The organism is Burkholderia sp. YIM B11467 (assembly GCF_052952715.1).
The window spans coordinates 661,229-686,363 of the sequence record NZ_JBQVSQ010000003.1 but is presented as its reverse complement, the minus strand read 5'-3'; the positions used below and the strand labels follow the sequence as shown (position 1 = coordinate 686,363).

At 68.3% G+C, this 25,135-nt stretch carries 23 protein-coding genes; 15 read left to right on the top strand and 8 right to left on the bottom strand.

Translation table 11 applies throughout. From position 1 onward, the window contains the following. Window positions 1-63: 63 nt before the first annotated feature. From araG to pyrF, 5 genes are all read left to right on the top strand, one after another. On the top strand, window positions 64-1,575 hold the full coding sequence (araG, locus tag ACTRWB_RS15110; protein ID WP_446902337.1) for an L-arabinose ABC transporter ATP-binding protein AraG: 1,512 nt from the start codon (window positions 64-66) through the stop codon (window positions 1,573-1,575). A 70-nt stretch (window positions 1,576-1,645) separates the two neighbouring features. Beyond that, complete coding sequence (gene araH / locus ACTRWB_RS15105; protein WP_446902336.1) at window positions 1,646-2,662, top strand: L-arabinose ABC transporter permease AraH; 1,017 nt, start codon at window positions 1,646-1,648, stop codon at window positions 2,660-2,662. Window positions 2,663-2,691: 29 nt separating this feature from the next. Next, window positions 2,692-3,507 (top strand): SDR family NAD(P)-dependent oxidoreductase, encoded by an 816-nt coding sequence (locus ACTRWB_RS15100; RefSeq protein WP_446902335.1) that lies wholly within the window; start codon window positions 2,692-2,694, stop codon window positions 3,505-3,507. A gap of 50 nt (window positions 3,508-3,557) precedes the next feature. Then, the gene (locus ACTRWB_RS15095; protein ID WP_129513680.1) at window positions 3,558-4,619 is read left to right on the top strand and encodes an aldose 1-epimerase; all 1,062 of its coding nucleotides are present in this window, start codon (window positions 3,558-3,560) and stop codon (window positions 4,617-4,619) included. A 39-nt stretch (window positions 4,620-4,658) separates the two neighbouring features. Beyond that, complete coding sequence (gene pyrF, locus ACTRWB_RS15090; RefSeq protein WP_048251180.1) at window positions 4,659-5,486, top strand: orotidine-5'-phosphate decarboxylase; 828 nt, start codon at window positions 4,659-4,661, stop codon at window positions 5,484-5,486. A gap of 60 nt (window positions 5,487-5,546) precedes the next feature. Here the strand turns inward: pyrF and ACTRWB_RS15085 are convergent, their stop codons facing one another. From ACTRWB_RS15085 to thiL, 3 genes are read right to left on the bottom strand one after another with little or no spacing between them, the layout of a single operon-like run. Beyond that, window positions 5,547-6,047, bottom strand: a complete 501-nt coding sequence (locus ACTRWB_RS15085; protein ID WP_446902334.1) for a CinA family protein — start codon at window positions 6,045-6,047, stop codon at window positions 5,547-5,549. 31 nt (window positions 6,048-6,078) lie between these two features. Next, on the bottom strand, window positions 6,079-6,624 hold the full coding sequence (locus ACTRWB_RS15080; protein WP_419686181.1) for a phosphatidylglycerophosphatase A family protein: 546 nt from the start codon (window positions 6,622-6,624) through the stop codon (window positions 6,079-6,081). Next, window positions 6,614-7,612: a thiamine-phosphate kinase gene (gene thiL / locus ACTRWB_RS15075; RefSeq protein ID WP_446902333.1), complete on the bottom strand. Its 999-nt coding sequence runs from the start codon at window positions 7,610-7,612 to the stop codon at window positions 6,614-6,616. The genes ACTRWB_RS15080 and thiL overlap by 11 nt, the downstream gene beginning before the upstream one ends. Before the next feature lie 136 nt (window positions 7,613-7,748). On the opposite strand from thiL, the gene ACTRWB_RS15070 reads away from it, so the two are divergent. The 4 genes from ACTRWB_RS15070 (at window position 7,749) to ACTRWB_RS15055 (ending at window position 12,401) form a co-directional block, all read left to right on the top strand. Beyond that, window positions 7,749-10,091, top strand: a complete 2,343-nt coding sequence (locus ACTRWB_RS15070) for an NADP-dependent malic enzyme (RefSeq protein ID WP_276321857.1) — start codon at window positions 7,749-7,751, stop codon at window positions 10,089-10,091. A 377-nt stretch (window positions 10,092-10,468) separates the two neighbouring features. Further along, complete coding sequence (locus tag ACTRWB_RS15065; RefSeq protein ID WP_048251184.1) at window positions 10,469-10,900, top strand: ribonuclease domain-containing protein; 432 nt, start codon at window positions 10,469-10,471, stop codon at window positions 10,898-10,900. Between the two features lie 16 nt (window positions 10,901-10,916). Beyond that, window positions 10,917-11,483, top strand: coding sequence for a barstar family protein (locus ACTRWB_RS15060; protein WP_048251226.1), 567 nt, complete (start codon window positions 10,917-10,919; stop codon window positions 11,481-11,483). A 210-nt stretch (window positions 11,484-11,693) separates the two neighbouring features. After that, window positions 11,694-12,401 carry a hypothetical protein gene (locus ACTRWB_RS15055; RefSeq protein WP_446902332.1) on the top strand — a complete coding sequence of 236 codons (708 nt, stop codon included), beginning with the start codon at window positions 11,694-11,696 and terminating at the stop codon, window positions 12,399-12,401. Between the two features lie 78 nt (window positions 12,402-12,479). Here the strand turns inward: ACTRWB_RS15055 and ACTRWB_RS15050 are convergent, their stop codons facing one another. Genes ACTRWB_RS15050 through speE form a run of 3 tightly spaced genes read right to left on the bottom strand, consistent with a single transcriptional unit; the run spans window position 12,480 to window position 14,589 of the window. Next, the gene (locus ACTRWB_RS15050; protein ID WP_193097608.1) at window positions 12,480-13,247 is read right to left on the bottom strand and encodes a 16S rRNA (uracil(1498)-N(3))-methyltransferase; all 768 of its coding nucleotides are present in this window, start codon (window positions 13,245-13,247) and stop codon (window positions 12,480-12,482) included. A gap of 17 nt (window positions 13,248-13,264) precedes the next feature. Then, window positions 13,265-13,681 carry a VOC family protein gene (locus ACTRWB_RS15045; protein ID WP_446902331.1) on the bottom strand — a complete coding sequence of 139 codons (417 nt, stop codon included), beginning with the start codon at window positions 13,679-13,681 and terminating at the stop codon, window positions 13,265-13,267. A gap of 50 nt (window positions 13,682-13,731) precedes the next feature. Beyond that, window positions 13,732-14,589 (bottom strand): polyamine aminopropyltransferase, encoded by an 858-nt coding sequence (gene speE, locus ACTRWB_RS15040; RefSeq protein ID WP_048251188.1) that lies wholly within the window; start codon window positions 14,587-14,589, stop codon window positions 13,732-13,734. Window positions 14,590-14,806: 217 nt separating this feature from the next. Here speE and tkt point away from each other — a divergent pair, with 217 nt between their 5' ends. Continuing rightward, window positions 14,807-16,879, top strand: coding sequence for a transketolase (gene tkt, locus ACTRWB_RS15035; RefSeq protein ID WP_446902330.1), 2,073 nt, complete (start codon window positions 14,807-14,809; stop codon window positions 16,877-16,879). An 87-nt stretch (window positions 16,880-16,966) separates the two neighbouring features. Further along, on the top strand, window positions 16,967-17,977 hold the full coding sequence (gap, locus tag ACTRWB_RS15030) for a type I glyceraldehyde-3-phosphate dehydrogenase (protein WP_014898111.1): 1,011 nt from the start codon (window positions 16,967-16,969) through the stop codon (window positions 17,975-17,977). Between the two features lie 77 nt (window positions 17,978-18,054). Here gap and ACTRWB_RS15025 read toward each other — a convergent pair whose 3' ends face one another. After that, window positions 18,055-18,945 carry a LysR family transcriptional regulator gene (locus ACTRWB_RS15025; protein ID WP_193097611.1) on the bottom strand — a complete coding sequence of 297 codons (891 nt, stop codon included), beginning with the start codon at window positions 18,943-18,945 and terminating at the stop codon, window positions 18,055-18,057. Window positions 18,946-19,096: 151 nt separating this feature from the next. On the opposite strand from ACTRWB_RS15025, the gene ACTRWB_RS15020 reads away from it, so the two are divergent. The 4 genes from ACTRWB_RS15020 to ACTRWB_RS15005 all read left to right on the top strand — a co-directional run bounded on the left by ACTRWB_RS15020 (window position 19,097) and on the right by ACTRWB_RS15005 (window position 23,563). Then, the gene (locus ACTRWB_RS15020; RefSeq protein WP_193097612.1) at window positions 19,097-19,870 is read left to right on the top strand and encodes an SDR family NAD(P)-dependent oxidoreductase; all 774 of its coding nucleotides are present in this window, start codon (window positions 19,097-19,099) and stop codon (window positions 19,868-19,870) included. Window positions 19,871-20,023: 153 nt separating this feature from the next. Beyond that, window positions 20,024-21,463, top strand: a complete 1,440-nt coding sequence (locus ACTRWB_RS15015) for an MFS transporter (protein ID WP_446902329.1) — start codon at window positions 20,024-20,026, stop codon at window positions 21,461-21,463. Window positions 21,464-21,537: 74 nt separating this feature from the next. Continuing rightward, entirely contained in the window at window positions 21,538-22,494 is a 957-nt protein-coding gene (locus ACTRWB_RS15010; RefSeq protein ID WP_446902328.1) for a 2-hydroxyacid dehydrogenase, read from the top strand. Between the two features lie 10 nt (window positions 22,495-22,504). Then, window positions 22,505-23,563, top strand: coding sequence for an L-idonate 5-dehydrogenase (locus ACTRWB_RS15005; RefSeq protein WP_446902327.1), 1,059 nt, complete (start codon window positions 22,505-22,507; stop codon window positions 23,561-23,563). Window positions 23,564-23,659: 96 nt separating this feature from the next. On the opposite strand, the gene ACTRWB_RS15000 is transcribed toward ACTRWB_RS15005, so the two are convergent. Continuing rightward, a complete protein-coding gene (locus ACTRWB_RS15000) occupies window positions 23,660-24,859 on the bottom strand; it encodes an MFS transporter (protein ID WP_419686196.1) in 1,200 nt (399 codons plus the stop codon). Window positions 24,860-25,135: the final 276 nt, after the last annotated feature.

Below are 25,135 nucleotides of genomic sequence, written 5' to 3'. Positions count from 1 at the left end.
CCGCCGGCTGCCGCGGCGATGCGGCGGCCGGCGGTCGATCGGTTTCGGAAGTGGGGAGACGACGTGTCAGCGGCACTGCGTTTTGACAATATCGGCAAGGTATTTCCCGGCGTGCGCGCACTCGACGGCATTTCGTTCGACGTGCATGCGGGCGAGGTGCATGGCCTGATGGGCGAGAACGGCGCGGGCAAGTCGACGCTGCTGAAGATTCTCGGTGGCGAATATCAGCCCGATGCGGGCAGCGTGCTGGTCGACGGCCAGCCCGTGCAGTTCGCGAGTGCGGCCGCGTCGATCGCGGCCGGCATCGCGGTGATTCACCAGGAGCTGCAGTACGTGCCCGACCTGACGGTCGCGGAAAACCTGCTGCTCGGCCGCCTGCCGAACGCGTTCGGCTGGGTGAGGAAGCGCGAGGCGAAACGCCATGTGCGCGAGCGGCTCGCCGCGATGGGCGTCGATCTCGATCCCGACGCGAAGCTCGGGCGGCTGTCGATCGCGCAGCGGCAGATGGTCGAGATCTGCAAGGCGCTGATGCGCAATGCGCGCGTGATCGCGCTCGACGAACCGACCAGCTCGCTGTCGCATCGCGAGACCGAGGTGCTGTTCAAGCTCGTCGACGACCTGCGCGCGCAGGGCCGCGCGCTGATCTACATCTCGCACCGGATGGACGAGATCTACCGGCTGTGCAATGGCTGCACGATCTTCCGCGACGGGCGCAAGGTCGCGTCGCACGCGTCGCTCGACGACGTGCCGCGCGAGCGGCTCGTCGCCGAGATGGTCGGGCGCGAGATTTCGGATATCTACCATTACGCGCCGCGCGCGCTCGGCGACGTGCGGTTCTCCGCCGAAGGCGTCGACGGCCCGGCGCTGCGCGAGCCCGCGAGCTTCGCGGTGCGCGCGGGCGAGATCGTCGGCTTCTTCGGGCTGGTCGGCGCGGGCCGCAGCGAGCTGATGCGGCTCGTGTACGGCGCGGACCGCCGGCGTGCGGGCGTGTTGACGCTCGACGGCGCGCGCATCGACGTGAAGCGCACCGGCGACGCGATCCGCCACGGCATCGTGCTGTGCCCCGAGGACCGCAAGGAAGAAGGGATCATCGCGATCGCGTCGGTCGCGGAGAACATCAACATCAGTTGCCGCCGCCATTCGCTGCGCGCGGGGCTCTTCATCGACCGCAAGACCGAAAACGAAACGGCCGACCGCTTCATCCAGCGGCTGAAGATCAAGACGCCGAACCGGCGGCAGAAGATCCGCTTCCTGTCGGGCGGCAACCAGCAGAAGGCGATCCTGTCGCGCTGGCTCGCGGAGCCCGACCTGAAGGTCGTGATCCTCGACGAACCGACGCGCGGGATCGACGTCGGCGCGAAGCACGAGATCTACGACGTGATCTACCGGCTCGCGGAGCGCGGCTGCGCGATCGTGATGGTGTCGTCGGAACTGCCGGAAGTGCTCGGCGTGTCCGATCGCATCGTCGTGATGCGCGAAGGACGGATCGCCGGTGAACTGACGCGCGAACAGGCGAACGAGCACGCGGTGCTGAACCTCGCGCTGCCGCAGACGAGCGCCGCCCAGGCGGCCTGACGCGGCGCACGACAATCGAATCGACCAGGCGCGGCGCGGGCCGCGCGATGCAGGAGCAGGAGACACAATCATGCAAGTCAGGGAAAACCTCGCCAGCTCAGCCGTGAAGCCGTCGGCCGACACGCTGGTACCGCAGCAGAACGACCGCCAGAAGTGGTGGCAGCATCTGACCGAATACAGCCTGATCGCGATCTTCGCGGTGATGTTCGTGACGATGTCGCTGACGGTCGATCACTTCTTCTCGATCGACAACATGCTCGGGCTCGCGCTGTCGATCTCGCAGATCGGCATGGTCGCGTGCACGATGATGTTCTGTCTCGCGTCGCGCGATTTCGACCTGTCGATCGGCTCGACCGTCGCGTTCTCGGGCGTGCTGTGCGCGATGGTGCTGAACGCGACCGACAACACGTTCGTCGCGATCGTCGCGGCGGTCGCGGCGGGCGCCGCGATCGGCTTCGTGAACGGCGCGGTGATCGCGTACCTGCGCATCAACGCGCTGATCACGACGCTCGCGACGATGGAGATCGTGCGCGGGCTCGGCTTCATCGTGTCGAAGGGGCAGGCGGTCGGCGTGTCGTCGGATACCTTCATCGCGCTCGGCGGGCTGTCGATGTTCGGCGTGTCGCTGCCGATCTGGGTCACGCTGCTGTGCTTCATCGCGTTCGGCGTGCTGCTGAACCAGACCGTGTACGGCCGCAACACGCTCGCGATCGGCGGCAACCCGGAGGCGTCGCGGCTCGCGGGGATCAACGTCGAACGCACGCGCGTGTACATCTTCCTGATCCAGGGCGCGGTGACGGCGCTCGCGGGCGTGATCCTCGCGTCGCGCATCACGTCGGGCCAGCCGAACGCCGCGCAGGGCTTCGAGCTGAACGTGATCTCCGCGTGCGTGCTCGGCGGCGTGTCGCTGATGGGCGGCCGCGCGACGATCTCGGGCGTCGTGATCGGCGTGCTGATCATGGGCACCGTCGAGAACGTGATGAACCTGCTGAACATCGACGCGTTCTATCAATACCTCGTGCGCGGCGCGATCCTGCTCGCGGCCGTGCTGCTCGACCAGCTGAAGAACCGCGGCGTACGCGACTGACCCGAGCCGCCTTCACGGAGACGAACCGCATGACCATCGACACGTCCGCGCACGACCCGCTCACCGCGAGCCCTGCGCGTTATGCAAGTTACCCGAGCCTCGCGGATCGCGCGGTGCTGATCACGGGCGGCGCGACCGGCATCGGCGCGTCGTTCGTCGAGCACTTCGCGCAGCAGGGCGCGCGCGTCGCGTTCGTCGACCTCGACGCGGCCGCCGGCACGGCGCTGGCGGAAAGCCTCGCGCATGTGCCGCACGTCCGTCACGCGCCGCTGTTCATCCGGTGCGACCTGACCGACGTCGACGCGCTGCGTCATGCGATCGACGCGATCCGTGCGCGGATCGGCGCGATCGCGGTGCTCGTGAACAACGCGGCGAACGACACGCGCCATGCGATCGGCGACGTGACGCCCGCATCGTTCGACGCGGGCATCGCGGTGAACCTGCGTCACCAGTTCTTCGCCGCGCAGGCGGTGATCGACGACATGAAGCAGCAGGGCGGCGGCTCGATCGTCAATCTCGGCTCGATCAGCTGGATGCTGAAGAACGGCGGTTATCCCGTCTACGTGATGGCGAAGGCGGCCGTGCAGGGCCTGACGCGCGGCCTCGCGCGCGACCTCGGCCCGTTCGGCATCCGCGTGAATTCGCTGGTGCCCGGCTGGGTGATGACCGACAAGCAGCGCCGGCTGTGGCTCGACGACGCGGGCCGCGCGGCGATCAAGGCCGGCCAGTGCCTCGACGCCGAACTGCTGCCCGGCGACCTCGCGCGGATGGCGCTGTTCCTCGCGGCCGACGACAGCCGGATGATCACCGCGCAGGACGTGATCGTCGACGGCGGCTGGGCCTGACCGTTCGCACCGACCTGCATCGTTTCTTCGACGAAGGAAAGGAGCTCATCATGACCGCCACGTCCTCGCACGCATCGTCGTCCACCAGCCAGTCGCGCCGCGCCCGGCTGGCCGCCGCCGCGCAGCCGGTCAGCCCCGGCCCGCAGACGGCCGCCTTCGCGCAGGGCGTCGGCGCCGCGCATGCGGCGGCCGTCACGCTGTCGAACGCGTCGCTGCGGCTCGACGTGCTGCCGCACCTGGGCGGCGGCATCGCGCGCTTCGACTGGCGCGGCGACAACGGCGCGCTGATGCCGGTGTTCCGCCGCTGCGAGCATCCGGAGACGGCGACGGACCCGAACGAGCTCGCGTGTTACCCGCTGTTGCCTTACTCGAACCGGATCGGCGACGGGCGTTTCGAATGCGACGGCCGCAGCGTCGCGGTGCCGCGCAACCGCCGCGACGAGCCGCTGCCGATCCACGGCGACGGCTGGCTCGCGCCGTGGCAGGTGGACGATGCGACCGACACGACGCTGCAACTGTCGCTCGATCGTACCGGCGGCGCGCCGTATGCGTTCCGCGCGATCCAGTCGTTCGAACTCGACGATGCGACACTGTCGATCGCGCTGTCGATCGAGAACGCGGGGCGCGCCCGGCTGCCGTTCGGGCTCGGCGTGCATCCGTTCCTCGTGCGCGATGCCGTGACCGAACTGGCCGCGGCCGCCGGCGGGCTGTGGCTGTCGGGCGCCGATTTCCTGCCGGTGCGGCACGTGAGCGTGCCGCCGGCCTGGCAGTTCGGCGTCGCGTATCCGTTGCCGGCCGCGCTCGTCAATCATGCGTTCACCGGCTGGGGCGGCCACGCGACGGTGAGCTGGCCGCGCCGCAGGCTGTCGCTGACCGTCGCGGCCGACACCGATGCGTACGTGCTCTATACGCCGCCCGGCGAGGATTTCTTCTGCTTCGAGCCGGTCGATCATCCGATCAATGCGATGAACCTGCCCGGCGGCGCGGTCGCGCACGGGATGACGCTGCTCGCGCCGGGCGAGCGGCTCACGCGGCGTTTCGCGTTCACCGTCGAGCGCGCCGATGCGCGCAGCAATGCCGCGACACGCGAGGGACGCCGGCGACGCGGGTAAAATACGCGGTCTACCAACGGTTTGCCGCGAGTACCCGCCATGTCTTCCCCGCTTACTTTCATTGAATCGCTGCGCGCCGCGTGGCAGCGCACCAATTCGCTGCTGTGCGTCGGCCTCGATCCCGAGCCGTCGCGCTTTCCCGTGCAGTTCGACGGCCAGCCCGACGCGATCTTCGAATTCTGCCGGCAGATCGTCGACGCGACCGCACAGTACGCGAGCGCGTTCAAGCCGCAGATCGCCTACTTCGCCGCGCATCGCGCGGAAGACCAGCTCGAACGGCTGATCGCGCACATCCATCTCCAGCATCCGGGCCTGCCCGTGATCCTCGACGCGAAGCGCGGCGACATCGGCAGCACGGCCGAACAGTACGCGCGCGAAGCGTTCGAACGCTATCGCGCGGACGCGGTCACGGTGAACCCGTACATGGGCTACGACTCGGTCGAGCCGTACTTCGAGCATGAAGGCAAGGGCGTGATCGTGCTGTGCCGCACGTCGAACCCGGGCGGCTCCGACCTGCAGTTCCTGGACACGAACGGCCGGCCGTTGTACCAGGTCGTCGCGGATCTCGCGGCGAACAAGTGGAATGCGAAGAACGGCCAGCTCGGCCTCGTGGTCGGCGCGACGTTCCCGAAGGAAATCGAGATCGTGCGCGGGATCGTCGGCGACATGCCGCTCTTGATTCCCGGCATCGGCGCGCAGGGCGGCGACGTGCAGGCGACCGTCAACGCGGGCCGCACGGCCGACGCGACGGGCATGATGATCAACTCGTCGCGCGCGATCCTGTACGCGAGCAACGGCGAGGATTTCGCCGAAGCCGCGGCGCTCGCCGCGCAAAAGACCCGCGATACGATCAACGCGTATCGCTGAAATGTGCAGGCCGCCCGCCCGGGCGGCCTGTTGCCGAGCCCGCGCCTGGCGGGCCGCGCTTCAGCCTTCGCGCTCGTCGAGCAGCTTCAGGAGCCCGCGCAGCGCATGCGCGGCCGCCTGCGTGCGGATCTGTTCGCGGTCGCCCTTGAATACGAGGGTCTCGGCGTCGGTATGCAGCCGGTTGCTCCAGCCGAACGACACGGTGCCAACCGGTTTCTTCTCGCTGCCGCCGGCCGGGCCCGCGATGCCCGTGACGGACAGCGCGACCTGCGCACGGCTGTTGCGCAGCGCGCCTTCGGCCATCGCGCGCGCGACCGGCTCGCTGACGGCGCCGTGCTTGTCGATCAACTCGGGCGGCACGCCGATCATCTCGATCTTGGCCTGGTTCGAATAGGTGACGAAGCCGCGCTCGAACCACTGGCTGCTGCCGGAGATGTCGGTGATCGCCGCGGCGATCATGCCGCCGGTGCAGGATTCGGCGGTGGCGAGCGTCAGGTGCTCGTCACGCAACTTGTTGCCTGCGCGGATCGCAAGCTGGTGGACGACGGAATCGGTTGGCATGCGCGTCGGGAAACGGGAGTCGGGAAATCGGTCAGCCGACGACGGAGCGCCACAGGGCGATCACGAGCAGCGTCATGAACGCGGCGATCAGGTCGTCGACCATGATGCCGAGCCCGCCTTTCAGGCGACGGTCGAAATAGCGGATCGGCGGCGGCTTGAGCATGTCGAAGATGCGGAACGCAACGAACGCCCACAACTGGCCGACGAACGTCGCGGGCGTGACGAACAGCATCACCAGCCAGATCGCGACGATCTCGTCCCAGACGACGGGCCCCGGATCGGACGTGCCCATCTTCCTCGCGGTGAAACCGGTGATCCACGTGCCCGCCACGAAGCCGGCCGCGATCAGCCCCCACCATTCGGGCACCGTCAGGTAGCGGTTGAGCACGACGAACGTGAGCCAGCCGAACAGCGAGCCGAACGTGCCGGGCATGATCGGCGCGAGCCCGCTGCCGAAGCCGAGCGACACGATGTGCGCCGGGTGCGACAGCATGAAGCGCGCGTTCGCACGCTTCGGCGCGTTCGGTGCGGCGTCGGGCTCGGTCGCGGCGTGCGCGGACGTCGGGTCAGTCTGCATGGAAGTGATCGAAGCCGTGCAACGTGAGAGCCAGGGGGGCGCCGGCGGCGTCGCGCCACGCGATCGCGGGCTGCTCCGACGGGGCGGACAACGCGCGTATTGTACCGACTCGCGTGACCGCAACGCCGGCCGTTGCGCCGGCCGCTTCGACCGCCGCGCGGGCCGCGGCCGGCGCGGTGAAGCACAGCTCGTAGTCGTCGCCGCCCGCCAGTGTGCAGCGGCGCTGCACGTCGGGCGACAGCGTCGCGAGCGCGGCCGAGCGCGGCACCGCATCGGCGTCGATCTCGGCGCGCACGTTCGAGCGCGTGAGGATGTGCTGCAGGTCGCCGGCGAGGCCGTCCGAGATGTCGAGCGCCGCGTGCGCGACGCCCGCGAGCGCAAGGCCGAGCGCGACGCGCGGCTCGGGGCGCTCGAGTGCGCGCCGGAACGCGGCCGCTTCGTTCGCGCCGGCGGCCCATTCGCCGCGTGCGACGCCGAGGCCGGCGCGCGCGTCGCCGAGCGTGCCGGACACCCAGACGTCGTCGCCGTCGCGCGCGGCATCGCGCCGCAGCGCCGCGTCGGGCGCGACTTCGCCGAAGACGGTCACGCACAGGTTCAGCGGCCCGCTGGTGGTGTCGCCGCCGATCAGCTCGCAGCCGAACCGCTCGGCGAGCGCGAACAGCCCGTTGCTGAACGCTTCGAGCCATGCCGCATCGGCACGCGGCAGCGCGCACGCGAGCGTGAACGCACGCGGCTCGGCGCCCATCGCCGCGAGGTCGGACAGGTTGACCGCGAGCGTCTTGTGGCCGAGCGCGTCGGGCGCGACGTCAGGGAAGAAATGGCGGCCTTCGACCAGCATGTCCGTCGAAATGGCCAGCAATTTCCCGGATCGGGGTGTGATCAGCGCGCAATCGTCGCCGATGCCGAGCGTCGACGCGCGCGTGCCCTGTGCCGCGCGGCGCGCGAAGAAGCGTTCGATCAGCGAAAACTCGGAGAGGGCGGCTGGCACGGCGGATGGATCCGATACGGTTGAAGGAACGGCATTGTACGAGGCGAACGGCGGGTGTTCGTGTACCGTTCTGGACATTTTTGTCGCGGCTGTCGCACCCGAAACGCCGGTCTGGCGGCCGGTGATTGGCGCTACAATGCCGTCGAAGAGTTATTCTAATCCGCCCGTCAAGAGACACATGTCCACGCAAGCCTCCTCCAAAGCCAAGCTCCGCGAAGCCGCGCTCGACTATCACGAATTCCCGACTCCCGGGAAGATCGCGATCGCCCCGACCAAGCAGATGATCAACCAGCGCGACCTCGCGCTCGCGTATTCGCCGGGTGTGGCGTTCGCGTGCGAGGAGATCGTCGAGAATCCGCTCAACGCGGCGCGTTTCACCGCGCGCAGCAACCTGGTCGGCGTCGTCACGAACGGCACGGCGGTGCTCGGTCTCGGCAACATCGGCCCGCTCGCGTCGAAGCCGGTGATGGAAGGCAAGGCGGTGCTGTTCAAGAAGTTCGCCGGCATCGACGTGTTCGACATCGAGCTGAACGAGTCGGACCCGCACAAGCTCGTCGACGTGATCGCCGCGCTGGAGCCGACCTTCGGCGGGATCAACCTGGAAGACATCAAGGCGCCGGACTGCTTCATCGTCGAGCGCGAGTGCCGCAAGCGGATGAAGATCCCGGTGTTCCACGACGACCAGCACGGCACCGCGATCGTGGTGGCCGCGGCCGTCACGAACGGCCTGAAGGTCGTCGGCAAGGACATCAAGAAGGTGAAGCTCGTCGCGTCCGGTGCGGGCGCGGCCGCGCTCGCGTGTCTCGACCTGCTGGTCGACATCGGCCTGCCGATCGAGAACATCCTGGTGACCGACCTGGCCGGCGTGGTCTACAAGGGCCGCACCGAACTGATGGACCCGGACAAGGAGCGTTTCGCACGCGAAACGGAAGCCCGTACGCTGGCCGAAGTGATCGACGGCGCGGACATCTTCCTCGGCCTGTCGGCCGCCGGCGTGCTGAAGCCGGAGATGGTGAAGGGCATGGCCGAGCGCCCGCTGATCCTCGCGCTCGCGAACCCGACGCCGGAAATCCTGCCGGAAGCGGCGCTCGAAGTGCGCCCGGACGCGATTCTCGCGACCGGCCGCACCGACTACCCGAACCAGGTCAACAACGTCCTGTGCTTCCCGTTCATCTTCCGCGGCGCGCTCGACGTCGGCGCGACGACGATCACGCGTGAAATGGAGATCGCCGCCGTCAACGCGATCGCCGAGCTTGCGCAGCACGAGCAGAGCGACATCGTCGCGACTGCGTACGGCATCCAGGACCTGTCGTTCGGGCCCGAATATCTGATTCCGAAGCCGTTCGATCCGCGCCTGATCGTGAAGATCGCGCCGGCCGTCGCGCAGGCCGCGATGGACGGCGGCGTCGCGACGCGCCCGATCGAGGACATGGAGGCGTACCGCGTCCACCTCCAGCAGTTCGTGTATCACAGCGGCACGACGATGAAGCCGATCTTCCAGATCGCGCGCGCCGCGCCGGAAGAGAAGAAGCGCGTGGTGTTCGCGGAAGGCGAAGAAGAGCGCGTGTTGCGTGCCGTTCAGATCATCGTCGACGAAAAACTGGCGACGCCGATCCTGATCGGCCGCCCGTCGGTGATCGAGCACCGTATCCACCGCTACGGCCTGCGCCTGAATCCGGGCGTCGACTTCACGGTCGTCAACACCGAGCACGACGAGCGTTACCGCGACTTCTGGCAGACGTACTACAAGCTGATGGCGCGCAAGGGCATCAGCGAACAGCTCGCGCGCGTCGAGATGCGCCGCCGCACGACGCTGATCGGCGCGATGCTGGTGAAGAAGGGCGAAGCGGACGGGATGATCTGCGGCACGATCAGCACCACGCACCGCCATCTGCACTTCATCGACCAGGTGATCGGCAAGCGCCCGGGCTGCAGCGTGTACGCGGCGATGAACGGCCTCGTGCTGCCGGGCCGCCAGATTTTCCTGGTCGACACGCACGTGAACGTCGATCCGACCCCGGAACAACTGGCCGAGATCACGATCATGGCTGCGGAAGAAGTGCGCCGCTTCGGCATCGAGCCGAAGGTCGCGCTGCTGTCGCACTCGAATTTCGGCACGAGCAACGCACCTTCGGCGAAGAAGATGCGCGATACGCTCGAGATCCTGCAGGAACGCGCACCGGAGCTGAAGGTGGACGGCGAGATGCACGGCGATGTCGCGCTCGACGCGGCGCTGCGCAAGGAAATCCTGCCGGAGTCGACGCTGGAAGGCGAAGCGAACCTGCTGATCCTGCCGAACATCGACGCCGCGAACATCGCGTACAACCTGCTGAAGACGGCCGCCGGCAACAACATCGCGATCGGGCCGATCCTGCTGGGCGCTGCCCAGCCGGTGCATGTGCTGACCGAATCGGCGACCGTTCGCCGCATCGTCAACATGGCGGCGCTGCTGGTCGCCGACGTCAACGCCACGCGCTAAGCAAAAACGAACGCGCCAGGCCGGTCGAACCGGCGTGGCGCGTCGGGCGAAATTGTAAACAAAAGAAAAAAGCGGCGTGCCCGCAATGGGCACGCCGTCGGGCAGGGCGCAAACGCGCTTCCCTCAAGCAACAGCAGCATCTCTCACCGCTCCGGGTAGCGAGCGTGGCAAGGAGGCAGGTCTTGCCATGGAGAAATGCCGCTTGTATTTTATCCTGTGTAAGATAAATGTAGTGTAATTTCGGTAAGAAATGCGCAAATCGGCGCGTCGTCGGGCTTTCGATTCCCAAACGGACATTGATTCGCGCGGCCAATAACGCTACGCTAACGCCTTTGTTGGTCGTCAACTACTTGATTTAACAGCGGGAACCCTGGTTCATGGCACGCAAGTGGCTCCGCAACGGCGCGCTCGCGTCCGTCTTCGCGATGTTCGCGATGGGTATCGTCGGCACGCCGACGGGCAGTCTGGTTTCCGCCGCTTACGCACGGGAGGCCGTTTCGGCCGACGTGGCCGCGAGCGGGCTCGATACGATTCCGACCGCCAGTCTTCCGCGCGAGGCCGTGACCACGCTGGGCCTGATCGGCGCCGGCGGTCCCTATCCGTACGAGAAAGACGGCGTCGTGTTCGGCAACCGCGAGCGGATCCTGCCGAAGGCGAAGCGCGGCTACTACCATGAATACACGGTGCCGACGCCGCGTGCCCGCAATCGCGGCGCGCGCCGGATCGTCTGTGGCGGGCCGTTGCGCCGGATCGACAACTGTTATTACACGGGCGACCACTACAACAGTTTTAAACGTATTGTTGAATGACTTCGGGATGAATGGCATGAGCGACTCCATCTACGCGCACGATACGGCGACGGCGGCGGAACTGTTCGCGACCGGCGACGGCAATCTGTTTCAGCGCGTGATCCAACTTCACGCGGCGGCGCAGGCCGGCAGTGCGCCGGAGCAACAGGAAGCCGAGCCCGGGCTTTCATCGAACGAGGAGCCTATGAGCCTTTTCACGAGCGTGCGACCTAATCTCGTGCAGTCGATCCGCGCGTTCCGCGTGCAGGATCTCGCCGACGAAGCCACCCGGCTCGGCCAGCATTTCCTGTACGCGTTTTGCGGCGCCGCGCAGTCGAAGCAGGAAGTGATGGAAACGATCGCGACGTCGTTCCTGTTTCCGAAGCATTTCGGGAAGAACTACGACGCGCTGTACGACTGCCTGACCGACCTCGTCGCGAAGGCCGGCGCGCAGCCCGGTTTCGTGATCGTGCTCGAAGGGCTGCCGATCGCGCAGAAATTCGACAAGGAAGGGCGCGAGACGCTGCTCGACGTGTTCCGCGAAGCGGCCGAGTTCTGGGCCGAACGCAAGGTCGCGTTCCGGGTGTTCTACTCGTTCGCGTAAGCACGCATCGGCCTGCGGCCGATCCGGCAAGAAGCCCGCCTCGAGCGGGCTTTTTTGCGCCTGCGCGACGCGTCCGGGCCGGTGCGCCCGTCGCTTGCCGACATCGGCCTTTCATCTGGCGCCATTTTTCGAGACAATTCTGGTCGGCCCGGCTGCGGCAGCCGCCGCATCGGGTGCGTACAACAAACATCGAGAGAGGGCTGTCTTCCCATGAATATTTCCCGTTCCGCACGCGCCGTCGTGCTGCCCCTGCTGGTCGCGGCCGGCGCCGTGCATGCCGCGCCGCTGACGCCCGAGCAGACCGTCGACCTTTACATCGGCGCGCTCGTCAACGGCGACGTGTCGAAAGCCCGCGAATTCAACGACGCGGTTCGCGCGAGCTACAGCGGCAAGGACGCGCTCGACATCAACGTGCTGTCGACGATGGGCGACTCGATGCGCAAGGACATGGCCGACGGGATACTGGCGCCGATGCCGCCGAAGGCGAGTACCGCGTTGCGTCCGTCGGTCGAGAGCATGGCCGCCGCTTATCAGCGCGCGCTCAATCGGTCGGAATGCAAGACGACCGGGTCGTCGCAGCGACCGAACTCCGATGTCGAGGGCGCGACGATCGCGACGGTCGAATTCGCTTGCCGCGTGGCGGATGCGGGGCCGGGCGCGAAGGCGCTGGAGGCGAAGCTGGGGCCGAATCGGCGCCTGAAGACCGAGGCGGCACGCATTGCGTCGCTCAAGACGATCTTCTCGGGCATCGCGCAGGTGCTGGACGATGCACCGGTGACGCACCCGGTGACGGGCAAGATCGACATTTACAGCCTCAAGGAGGGCGGCTGGACGACCGGTAGCCCGGGCGACGTGCTCACGCCGGTGGTCGACGCATTGTCCGATTCGATGCCGCACGGCTCGTCGAGCGACAAGTAACGTGCGATAAACCGCGACGTCAACGTCGCGTGCGAGCGGGGAAGGGCCGTGCCGCGTCGCGGCGGCACACCCTGCTCGTTACCACCCGCCCCAACGCGCGGCTAACGCCGCGAGCACGGCCGCACCGGCCGTCTCGGTGCGCAGTACGCGCGGCCCGAGCGACAACGCGGTGAATCCGCGGGCGCGCGCCGCGTTTTCCTCGTCGGGCGACAGCCCGCCTTCGGGGCCGATCAGCAGCGTCACGGTGGCCGCGGGCGGCGCGTCGGGCAACGACGCAAACGAGATGCTCGCACGCGGCGACAGCAGCAGCCGCAGCTCGCCGTCGGCCGGTGTGGCAGGCAGCGTATCGAGCCACGCGTGGAAGCCGGCGACCGGCGCAACGTCGGGTACACGGTTGCGTCCGCACTGTTCGCACGACGCACGCACGACGCCGCGCCAGTGTGCGACGCGCTTGTCCGCGCGTTCGCCGGACAGCTTCACGACGCCGCGCGCGGTCGACAGCGGCACGACCGCCGCGACGCCGAGCTCGACGGCTTTCTCGATCACCCAGTCCATCTTGTCGCCGCCGGCGATGCCTTGCGCGAGCGTCACGCGGTAGGGCGGTTCGGCTTCGGCCGGTTCGAACGTGTCGATCTGCGCGATCGCGCTGCGCTTGTCGATCTCGACGAGCCGCGCGCGGTACTGGCCGCCGGTGCCGTCGAACAGCGCGAGCACGTCGCCGGGCTGCAGGCGCAGCACCTGTGCGTGGCGTGCGACGTCGGCCGGCAATGCGAGTGTTGCGTCGGCGCGCAATGCGGCTTCGACGAAAAAGCGCGGCACGGCCGCGGTGGTGGTGGCTTCGTTCATGCGTGTTGCGGTGTCGGTCATGCGTGGAGACGGTGTCCGAGCGCCCATCGGTAGCCGTCGAGATCCTCGATCTGCGCGAAGCGGTCGCCCCAGAACTGGTCCTGCGGCGCGCTCAGCGATTTCGCGCCCGCGTCGAGCGCGTGCTGCCAGGTGGCGTCGACGTCGTCGACATACAGATAGAACGATTGCGGCGCGGTCGTGTTCGCGCTTTTCGGCGTGAGCGCGGTCGAGCCGAACGCGCCTTCGGGCGCGAACATCACGATCAGCTGGCCGCGATAGGCCATCTCGACGTGCATGATCGCGCCGTCCTCGTCGTGCACGTCGCGCAGCTCGAAGCCGAAGGCGGCCTTGAAGAAATCGATGGCCGCGCGCGCGTTGCGTACGGCCAGATAAGGCGTCAACCAAGGCACGTTGGCCGGACGTGGATCGGTCATCGGTAGTTCTCCTGCGTGGGGAAAGCGGAACGGCTCGACCGCCCGGGTGCTCAGCGGCGAGCGCCCAGTGTATCGCGCAGCGCGCAGGGCAGGGCAAAGAGGGACGCATGCAGCCGCGCGTCGTAGTAGCGCAAGCCCTGCACGCGACGGGCGGCGAGCCGGTCGTCGATGTCGTGCGCGAACAGCGCGGCCGCATCGAGCGTGTCGCTCGCGATCGCCATCAGCCACTGCGAGCCGTACAGCGGCACGTGCGCGGACAGCGGATCGACGACCGCGAAGCTCGCGCGCAGGTCGTCGAGCAGCGCGGCGATGCGCGTGGCATGGAACACGGGCGAGCCGAGGTGCATCGAGATCGCGCCGCACGGCGTGAGGATCCGCTTGAGCCGCGCGTAGAACGCACGCGTATAGAGGCCGGCCGCCGGCGAATCGGGCGGCGTGAGGTCGAACACGACGAGATCGAAATGCTCGACGGTCGATTCGACGAAATGCGCGGCGTCGCCGATCACGACCTCGACGCGCGGGTCGTCGAGCGCACCCTGATGCACGTCGTCGAGATAACGGCGCGCCATCCCGACCACCTCGTCGTCCAGCTCCGCGATCACGATCCGCTCGATGCACGCGTGCTTGAGCAACTGGCGCGCCGCGCCGCCGTCGCCGCCGCCGAGCACGAGCGCCTTCCTGGGCGACGGATGCGCGAGCGCGGCCGGGTGCGTCATGCACTCGTGATAGACGTACTCGTCGCCGACCGACGTCATCGGCTGGCCGTCCAGCGTAAACAGGCGGCCGAGCTGCGGCGTTTCCCAGACCTCGATCTGCTGGTGCGGGGACGCGACATGCGCGAGCCGCCGCGCATTCGGGAAGCCGTAGGTGGCGTCGGGCGTAGGGTGAAAGAGAAGCGTGGTGCTCACGGGCGGGGCCGCTGAGGGCAGGCAGTTCTGACGTCTGAATTATAGGAGGCGCGCGGTTTGACGGAAAACCGTGCCGGAACACTACGCGCGGACAAGGGAAATGTCAGCCCATCTGTTAAAATGACGAGCTTTGCAGCCCCGTCCGTAGGCTCCGTCCGCTTCGCGTCCGTCAGGCGCCGCACCGCGCGCCGGGAACGATTGACGCTCGAGCTTCCGGATGCCGCCGTGCCCCCGTTTCCTCGACTCGTTCTCCGGACTCGACATGACGACTTCGTCTCCCGCCTCCACCACCCTGATGGCCAACGCGATCCGTGCGCTCGCGATGGACGCCGTCCAGCAAGCGAACTCCGGCCACCCCGGCATGCCGATGGGCATGGCCGAAATCGGCGTCGCGCTCTGGTCGCGCCACCTGAAGCACAACCCGACGAACCCGCACTGGGCAGACCGCGACCGCTTCGTGCTGTCGAACGGCCATGGCTCGATGCTGCTGTACTCGCTGCTGCACCTGACCGGCTACGACCTGCCGATCGAAGAGCTGAAGAACTTCCGCCAGCTGCACTCGAAGACGCCGGGCCACCCGGAATACGGGATCACGCCGGGTGTCGAGACGACCACCGGCCCGCTCGGCCAGGGTCTCGCGAACGCGGTCGGCATGGCGCTCGGCGAAGCGCTGATGGCCGACGAGTTCAACCGCGACGGCGCGAAGATCGTCGATCACCACACGTACGTGTTCCTCGGCGACGGCTGCCTGATGGAAGGCATCTCGCACGAAGCCTGCTCGCTCGCGGGCACGCTGAAGCTGAACAAGCTGATCGCGCTGTACGACGACAACGGCATCTCGATCGACGGCGACGTCGTGAACTGGTTCCACGACGATACCCCGAAGCGTTTCGAAGCCTACGGCTGGAACGTGATCCCGAACGTGAACGGCCATGACGTCGACGCGGTCGACGCGGCCATCGCGAAGGCGAAGCTGTCGGACAAGCCGACGATGATCTGCTGCAAGACGGTGATCGGCCAGGGCGCGGCCACGAAGGCGGGCGGCCACGACGTGCACGGCGCGGCGCTCGGCGCGGAAGAAATCGCGAAGACGCGCGAAGCGCTCGGCTGGAAGTGGGAGCCGTTCGTGATTCCGCAGGAAGTCTACGCGGCATGGGACGCGAAGGAAGCCGGCAAGCGCGCTGAAACCGAATGGGACGCGACGTTCGCTGCCTATCGCGCCAAGTTCCCGGCAGAAGCCGCCGAATTCGAGCGCCGGATGGCGAACAAGCTGCCGGCCGACTGGGCGCAGAAGGCGGCGGCGATCATCGCCGGCGCGAACGAGCGCGGCGAGACGGTGGCGACCCGCAAGGCGTCGCAGCAGGCGATCGAAGGCCTGGCTGCCGCGCTGCCCGAACTGCTCGGCGGCTCGGCCGACCTGACCGGCTCGAACCTGACCAACTGGAAGGCGTCGAAGGCCGTCCGCGCGAATCCGGAAGGCCCGGGCGTCGTGCTCGGCAACCACATCAACTACGGCGTGCGCGAATTCGGCATGAGCGCCGCGATCAACGGCCTCGCGCTGCACGGCGGCCACAAGCCGTTCGGCGGCACGTTCCTGACGTTCTCCGACTACAGCCGCAACGCGCTGCGCGTGGCCGCGCTGATGAAGGTGCCGTCGATCTTCGTGTTCACGCACGATTCGATCGGCCTCGGCGAAGACGGCCCGACGCACCAGTCGATCGAGCACGTGTCGAGCCTGCGCCTGATCCCGAACCACGACGTGTGGCGTCCGGCCGACACGGTCGAAACCGCGGTCGCATGGACCCACGCGGTCGCCGCGGATCGTCCGTCGAGCCTGATCTTCAGCCGCCAGAACCTCGCGTTCAACCCGCGTTCCGATGCGCAGATCGCGAACATCGCGAAGGGCGGTTACGTGCTGAAGGACTGGGACGAAGAGATCGTCGCGCGCAAGATCATCCTGATCGCGACGGGCTCGGAAGTCGAACTCGCGATGAAGGCCGTCGAGCCGCTCGCGCAGCAGGGCATCGCGGCGCGCGTCGTGTCGATGCCGTCGACCAACGTGTTCGACCGCCAGGACGCCGAATACCGCGAACGCGTGCTGCCGCACGGCGTGCGCCGCGTCGCGATCGAAGCGGGCGTGACGGCCTTCTGGCACAAGTACGTCGGCCTCGAAGGCGGCGTCGTCGGGATCGACACGTTCGGTGAATCGGCGCCGGCCGGCGTGCTGTTCAAGTACTTCGGCTTCACCGTCGAGCACGTCGTCGAGACCGCCAAGGCCGTGCTGGCCTAAAGACATACGCGACGCGCGCCACCCCTCGCGCGCGTCGCACCGTGAAGCTGCACGAAACGAATTTTTTCAGCCATCAGGAGATAGACCATGACGATTCGCGTCGCAATCAACGGCTACGGCCGCATCGGCCGCAACACGCTGCGCGCGTTTTATGAAAACGGCAAGAAGCACGATCTCGAGATCGTCGCGATCAACGACCTGGGCGATGCGAAGACCAACGCGCACCTGACCCAGTACGACACCGCGCACGGCAAGTTCCCGGGCGAAGTGTCGGTCGACGGCGATTACCTCGTCGTGAACGGCGACAAGATCCGCGTGCTGGCGAACCGCAACCCGGCAGAACTGCCGTGGGGCGAGCTCGGCGTCGACGTCGTGATGGAGTGCACGGGCTTCTTCACGACCAAGGAAAAGGCAAGCGCGCACCTGAAGGGCGGCGCGAAGAAGGTCATCATCTCGGCGCCGGGCGGCAAGGACGTCGACGCGACGATCGTCTACGGCGTGAACCACAACGTGCTGAAGGCCGAGCACACGGTCATCTCGAACGCATCGTGCACGACGAACTGCCTCGCGCCGCTCGTCAAGCCGCTGAACGACAAGATCGGCCTCGAAACCGGCCTGATGACGACGATCCACGCATACACGAACGACCAGGTGCTGACGGACGTCTATCACGAAGACCTGCGTCGCGCGCGTTCGGCCACGCACAGCCAGATCCCGACGAAGACGGGCGCTGCTTCGGCCGTCGGCCTCGTGCTGCCGGAACTGAACGGCAAGCTCGACGGTTACGCGATCCGCGTCCCGACGATCAACGTGTCGGTCGTCGACCTGTCGTTCATCGCCAAGCGCGACACGACGGTCGAGGAAGTCAACGCGATCATGAAGGAAGCGTCGGAAGGCGCGCTGAAGGGCATCCTCGGCTACAACGACGCACCGCTGGTGTCGATCGACTTCAACCACAACCCGGCTTCGTCGACGTTCGACGCGACGCTGACCAAGGTGTCGGGCCGCCTCGTCAAGGTGTCGAGCTGGTACGACAACGAGTGGGGTTTCTCGAACCGCATGCTGGATACGGCTGTCGCATTCGCGAACGCGAAGTAATCCCGCACGTTGCGCGGCCGCTGCAAAGCGGCACGCGCGGCAAACGAGCCCGGCCCGGTTTTCCGGCCGGGCTTTTTTTATTGCGTTGACGCTGCCGTCACCTGCTCGAGCGCGTCGACGAAGGCGCGCTTCAGCGGGCTGTCGAGGTCGGTCCACGCGAGGCCGATGCCGGTCCGGTGCCCGGCCAGGTCGAGCGGCCGCGCGAGCACGTTCGGCGGCAGCGCGCTGGCGGCTTCCGCCGGGATCAGCCCGATGCCCATGCCGGCCGCGACGAGCGCCAGCATCGTCGTGAATTCCCCGAACTCCTGCGCAATCTCGAGCGTCGTGCCCGCGCGGCTCAGCGCGAGCAGCATGTCGTCGTGAAAGCCGGGCGCGTAGCGGCGCGCGAGCACGAACGCCGGCTGGCCGCGCAGCGCCGCCGGCGGGATCGCGTCGTGGGCGGCGAGCGGGTGGTCGAGCGGCAGCGCGACGACGAAACCTTCCTCGAGCACCACGCGCGTGTCGATGCCCGCATACGCGGCCGGCAGCCGGATCATCCCGAAATCGATCCGCCGGTCGCGCAGCGCGGCGATCTGGTCGGGTGTCGGCATGTCCTTCAGTTCGAGCGTGATCAGCGGATAACGCTCGCGCATCGTGCGCAGCACGGCCGGCAGCAGCGTGGGCAGCACCGACGACACGAACGCGATCCGCAGCGTGCCGATCTCGCCGCGGCTCGACAGCCGCGCCATCTGTTCCGCGCGCGCGGCCTGCTGCAGCGTGGCCCGCGCTTCCGGCAGGAACACGCGCCCCGTATCGCTCAGTTCGACCTTGTGCCGGTCGCGCTCGAACAGGCGCGCGCCGAGTTCTTCCTCGAGCGCCTTGATCTGCATGCTCAGCGCGGGCTGCACGATGAACAGGCGCTGCGCGGCGCGCCCGAAATGCAGCTCTTCCGCGAGCGTGACGAAGGCGCGCAATTGCTTGAGTTCCATGGGCGGCGGGCAGGCGAGGGCGGTAATCAGATTTCATGATAACCGCATCAAAAAAGACCATTGGCGCGGTGCCCGGCCGGCAGCCGAAGATACCGTCAACGAGAGACCGGCCGCGATGGGCGCCCGGCTCCACCGGCACGAGGAGACATGCATGACGAACGCGCTTGAACGGTTCCGCCTGGACGGCCGCCGCGCACTGATCACGGGTTCCGGACGCGGGATCGGGCTGACGCTCGCCCGCGGGCTTGCGGAGGCCGGCGCGGCGATCGTCATCAACGATCGCAATGAGGAAAAGGCCGCGACGCTCGCGCGCCATTTCCGCGAGGAAGGTTTCGCGGCCGACCATGCGGTGTTCGACGTCGCCGAGCATGCGCAGGTGCGCGCGGCGATCGACGATTTCGAGGCGCGCGTTGGCGCGATCGACATCCTCGTGAACAACGCGGGCATCCAGCGCCGCGCGCCGCTCGACACCTTCGAGCCCGACGACTGGCATGCGCTGATGCGCGTGAATCTCGACGGCGTGTTCAACGTCGCGCAGGCCGTCGCGCGTCACATGATCGCGCGCGGCCACGGCAAGATCATCAACATCTGCTCGGTGCAGAGCGAGCTCGCGCGGCCGACGATCGCGCCGTATGCCGCGACGAAAGGTGCGGTGCGGATGCTGACGAAAGGGATGTGCGCCGACTGGGCGCGCCACGGCATCCAGGCGAACGGCCTCGCGCCCGGCTATTTCGAGACCGAACTGAATCGCGCGCTGGTCGACGACGCGGCGTTCTCGGACTGGCTGTGCAAGCGCACGCCGGCCGGCCGCTGGGGGCGCGTCGACGAGCTGTGCGGCGCGGCGATCTTCCTCGCGTCGGCCGCCTCCGATTTCGTGAACGGCCAGACACTGTTCGTCGACGGCGGGCTGACCAGCGCCGTCTGAGCGGCGGCGCGCCCGCGCGATGCGCGGCGTGCCGTCGGCCGGCTTCGGCCGGCATCCGAATTCCCAGAAGAGCCCGCCGCACGAGCGGGCCGATGTCCCGGCGCGCGCCGCGTAGCCAGGTTCCGGAACGGAAGCAGGAGACAGGAGACAACGATGGATCGCACTTCCCCGCCGCCCGCGCGGCACGATGCCGTGCCGGCCGAGACCGTCGAGCGCCGCGGCGTCGACACGAAGCAGCTCAACCGCGCGGCATGGACCTGCTCGCTCGGCAGCGCGCTCGAATACTACGATTTCGCGTTGTACACGCTCGCGTCGGCGCTCGTCTTCGGGCCGCTGTTCTTTCCCGGGCAAACCGCGGAGATGCGGCTGATCGCGAGCTTCGGCACCTACTTCGTCGGCTTCGCGGTGCGCCCGCTCGGCGGCGTCGTGTTCGGCGTGCTCGGCGACCGGATCGGCCGCAAGTTCGTGCTGACCGCGACGGTGCTGCTGATGGGCGTCGCGAGCACGCTGATCGGCGTGCTGCCGACCTTCGCGACGGCCGGCTACTGGGCGCCCGCGCTGCTCGTGCTGCTGCGCATCCTGCAGGGCCTCGGCGCCGGCGCCGAGCAGGCCGGCGCCGCCGTGCTGATGACCGAATACGCACCGCCCGGCAAGCGCGGCTTCTATGCGTCGCTGCCGTTTCTCGGCATCCAGCTCGGCACCGTGCTCGCGGCCGCCGTCTATTTCCTGCTGCTCGCGAACCTCGACCGTGTCACGGACGGCTGGGGCTGGCGCGTGCCGTTCCTGTTCAGCGCGGTGATCGTCGCGGTTGGGCTCTACATGCGGGTGAGGCTGCACGAGTCGCCGACCTTCGTGCGGCTGGAAAAACGCGCGCAGGTCTCGGCGAATCCGCTGAAGAGCGCGGTCCGGCATTCGAAGCGTTCGCTGCTGATCGGCATCGGCCTGCGGATGGCCGAGAACGGCGGCTCGTCGATCTACCAGGCGCTCGCCGTCAGCTATCTCGCGGGCGTGATCTGGATGAAGGGGCCGATCGGCGCGCTCGCGCTGGTGTGCGCGGCGACGGTCGGCGCATGCACGGTACCGCTGGCGGGCCGGCTGAGCGACCGCTTCGGCCGCGTGCGCGTGTATCGCGCGTTCGCCTGGCTGCAGCTCGCGCTTGCGTTCCCGGTGTGGTGGATCTTCAGCCAGGGGAACGTGGTCGCGAGCGTCATCGCGATCTCGGTCGCGCAAGGCTTCGCGAACTGGGGGATGCTCGGCGCGCAGGCCGCGCTGCTGCCCGAGCTGTTCGGCGCGCGCCATCGCTACATGGGCGTGTCGTTCTCGCGCGAAGTATCGGCCGTGCTCGCGGGCGGGATCGCACCGCTGGTCGGCGCGACCCTCATCGCGACCGTGATCGCGCTGCACGGCGGCGACCACGCGGCCGGCGTGCGCGCGTGGGTGCCGATCGCCGCCTATCTGGCGTTGCTGACGCTGATCACGCTGTTCACGACCGCGCGGATGCCCGAAACGCTGAACCGCGATCTCGACGATCCGCTCGATGCGGCGCAAACGGTGCCGGCGCCGGACGCCGACCCGCTCGCGCGGCACGCATGAACGGGCCGGGCGGCCGACGCGGCCCGGCCCGGCATGGTTTCGCCTTCAACTCACCTCGACAGGAGCAAGCGCAGATGGCGCACGAATCGACCCAGCGGCCCGCACTGCTGATGACGGGCCCTTACCAGCCGTGGGACGACGCATGGCTGTCGGCCGGCTACGACGTACACCGGCTGTGGGAGGCCGCCGACCGCGCGGCGTTCCTCGCCGAACAGGGCGCCGGCGTGCGCGCGATCGCGACACGCGGCGACCTCGGCGCCGATGCCGCGCTGATCGCGGCGCTGCCGAAGCTCGAGATCATCGCGTGTTATGGCGTGGGCAGCGACGCGATTGATCTCGCCGCCGCGCGCGAACGCGGCATCCGCGTGACGAACACGCCCGACGTGCTGACCGGCGACGTCGCCGATCTCGGTGTCGGGCTCGCGCTCGCGATGATGCGGCGGATCGGCGCCGGCGACGCGTACGTGCGCTCCGGCGCATGGCGCGACGGCGACATGCCGCTCGTCACGCGGCTCTACGGCAAGCGTGTCGGCGTGGTCGGCTTCGGCCGCATCGGTTCGACGCTCGCGCGCCGGCTGTCCGGCTTCGACGTCGAACTCGGTTATTTCGACGTCGCGTCGCGCGCGGACAGCCCGTACCGCTTCTTCGGCGCTCTGGCCGAGCTGGCCGGCTGGTGCGACCTGCTGATCGTCACGCTCGCGGGCGGGCCGTCGACTCGCGGGCTCGTCGACGCACGCGTGCTCGACGCGCTTGGGCCGCACGGTTATCTCGTGAACGTGTCGCGCGGCACGACCGTCGACGAACCCGCACTGCTCGACGCGCTCGAGCGCGGCGCGATCGCCGGTGCCGCGCTCGACGTGTTCTGGAACGAACCGCGCATCGACCCGCGTTTCCTCGCGTTGCCGAACGTGCTGCTGCAGCCGCATCATGCGAGCGGCACGATCGAGACGCGTCAGGCGATGGGCTGGCTCGTGCGCGACAACCTCGCCGCGCACTTCGCCGGCGAGCCGCTGCTCACGCCGGTCGTCTGAGGAGAGTGTCATGCGTATGCGTTGCATGTGTGTCGTCATCCACGGGCCGAACGACCTGCGGGTCGAAGAGCAGGATGCGGGCGAGATCGGCCCGGGCCAGGTGCGCGTCGACGTCGCGATGGGCGGCATCTGCGGCTCCGATCTGCATTACTTCCGGCACGGCGGTTTCGGCGCGATCCGGCTGCAGCAGCCGATGGTGCTCGGCCACGAGGTTGCCGGCACGGTCGCGGCGGTCGCGCCGGACGTGACGTCGGTGAAGGTCGGCGATCGCGTCGCGGTCAATCCGAGCCGGCCGTGCGGCGCGTGCCGCTATTGCCTCGAAGGCCTGCCGAACCAGTGTCTCGACATGCGCTTCTACGGCAGCGCGATGCGGATGCCGCACGTGCAGGGCGCGTTTCGCAACGCGCTCGTGTGCGACGCGGTGCAGTGCGTGCCGGTTGCCGATCACGTGCCGCTGTCGCTCGCGGCGCTCGCCGAGCCGTTCGCGGTCGGGCTGCATGCGGTGTCGCGCGCGGGTCCGCTGATCGGCAAGCGCGTGCTGGTGTCGGGCTGCGGGCCGATCGGCGTGCTGGCGGTCGCGGCGGCGCGCGTGCACGGCGCGGCGGAGATCGTCGCGACCGATGTCGTCGAGGCGCCGCTGGAAGTGGCGCGCTCGCTCGGCGCCGACCGCACGATCAATGCGGCGACCGATGCCGGATGGGTCGCGCGCTACGCCGCCGACAAGGGCACGTTCGACGTGATGATCGAGTGTTCGGGCAATGAGCGTGCGCTGCGCGACGGTCTGGACGTGATGCGTCCGCGCGGGGTCGTCGTGCAGCTCGGACTCGGCGGCGATGTCAGCCTGCCGCAGAACGTCGTGGTCGCGAAGGAGCTGTCGATTTGCGGATCGTTCCGCTTCCATGCGGAATTCGCGCTCGCGGTGCAGTTGATCAACGCGGGGCGCGTCGACCTGCGGCCGGCCGTGACGCGCGTGTTCCCGATGCGCGATGCGCATCTGGCGTTCGAACTGGCCGGCGACCGGCAGCGCGCGATGAAGGTGCTGATCGATTTCGCGGACGAGGCCGTCTGATCGTCCGGCGCCAGCCCACAACACGACGGTGCAAGCAAAAAAGGCACGCCCGCGGTTCGCGCGGCGTGCCTCTTTTCGTGGCGATCTGGAAACGGATTACTGCGTGACCTGGCGTACGCCGACGCGCTGCGAAGCGAGCCACAGCGCGATCAGCACGCCGGCAAGCGCCGCGCCCGCGATACACACGCCGCGCCAGCCGTCGATGCCGTAGGCGACGCTCGCCGCGAACGACCCGAGCGCGCCGCCGATGAAGTAGCTCGTCAGGTAGATCGTCGTCACGCGGCTGCGCGCGTTGCCCGCCAGCGCGTAGATCACGCTCTGGTTCGAGATGTGCATGCCCTGCACGCCGACGTCGAGCAGCAGGATGCCCGCGATCAGCGCCGCGAGCGAGTGCGCGCCGGTCGCGATCAGCGCGAACGATGCGAGCACGGCCGCCGCGAACAGCCCCGTCGCCGCATTGCCGTGGCCGCGATCGACGAGCCGGCCGGCCGACGTTGCCGCGAGCGCACCCACCGCGCCGACGATCCCGAACAGGCCGATCCGACCTTCGGAATAGCTGTATGGCGGCTGGCTCAGCAGAAACGTGAGGCCCGTCCACAGCAGGCTGAAGCACGCGAACACGAGCGCGCCGTAGGTGGAGCGCAGCGCGATCAGCGGTTGCGCGCGCACCAGTGCGACCAGCGACTTCATCAGCGCCGCATAGTCGACGCGCGTATCGCGGCGATCCTTCGGCAGCTTCACGGCGAGCACGCCGGTCAGCGCGAGCACCATCACCGCGGCGATGCCGTACACCGCGCGCCAGCCGAACCCGTCGGCGATTGCACCGGCCGCGACGCGCGCGAGCAGGATGCCGAGCAGCAGCCCGCTCATCACGGTGCCGACCGCGCGGCCGCGCGAACGCGCGTCGGCGAGCGATGCCGCGAACGGCACGAGCAGCTGCGTCGAACACGTGACGAAGCCGACCGCGACGTTCGCGACGACGAACATCGTGAAGTTCGTGCTGAACGTGACCGCGACCAGCGCGACGACGTTGAGCATCAGCAGCCGCACGATCAGCGTATGGCGGTTGACCGCGTCGCCGAGCGGGACGATCAGCAGCAGGCTCGCCGCGTAGCCGAGTTGCGTCAGCGTGACGAGATAACCGAGCTCGGTCGGCGCGCGCCCGAAGCTGTGCGCGATCGCGGCGAGCAGCGGCTGCGCGTAATAGATGTTGCCGATGACGATGCCGCACGCGCAGGCGAACAGCAGCGTCATGCCGCGGGTCAGGGGAGGATGGGTGTCGTGATGCGGTTCCATGGTCGCGAAAAACAGCGGCGCCGGCCGGCGGCACGGGGCCGTTGGCTGCGCGGGGTGACGGAAATCGGGGCCGGCGTCGACGGATCGGCGGTGAACCGATGCGCGCCGGGCGGATCGCGGCCGATGCCCGGATCGGGCGGGCGGCGGATCGCCGTGCGGCGGGCGAGGGCAGGCGGGCCCGGGCGTGCCGTTCCGGTGCGGCCAGGCGCGGTGCAGCGGAACGGATGTGCGTATGATGCGGGAATCGAATCATAGCGTCCAAGACTGGATCGTTAT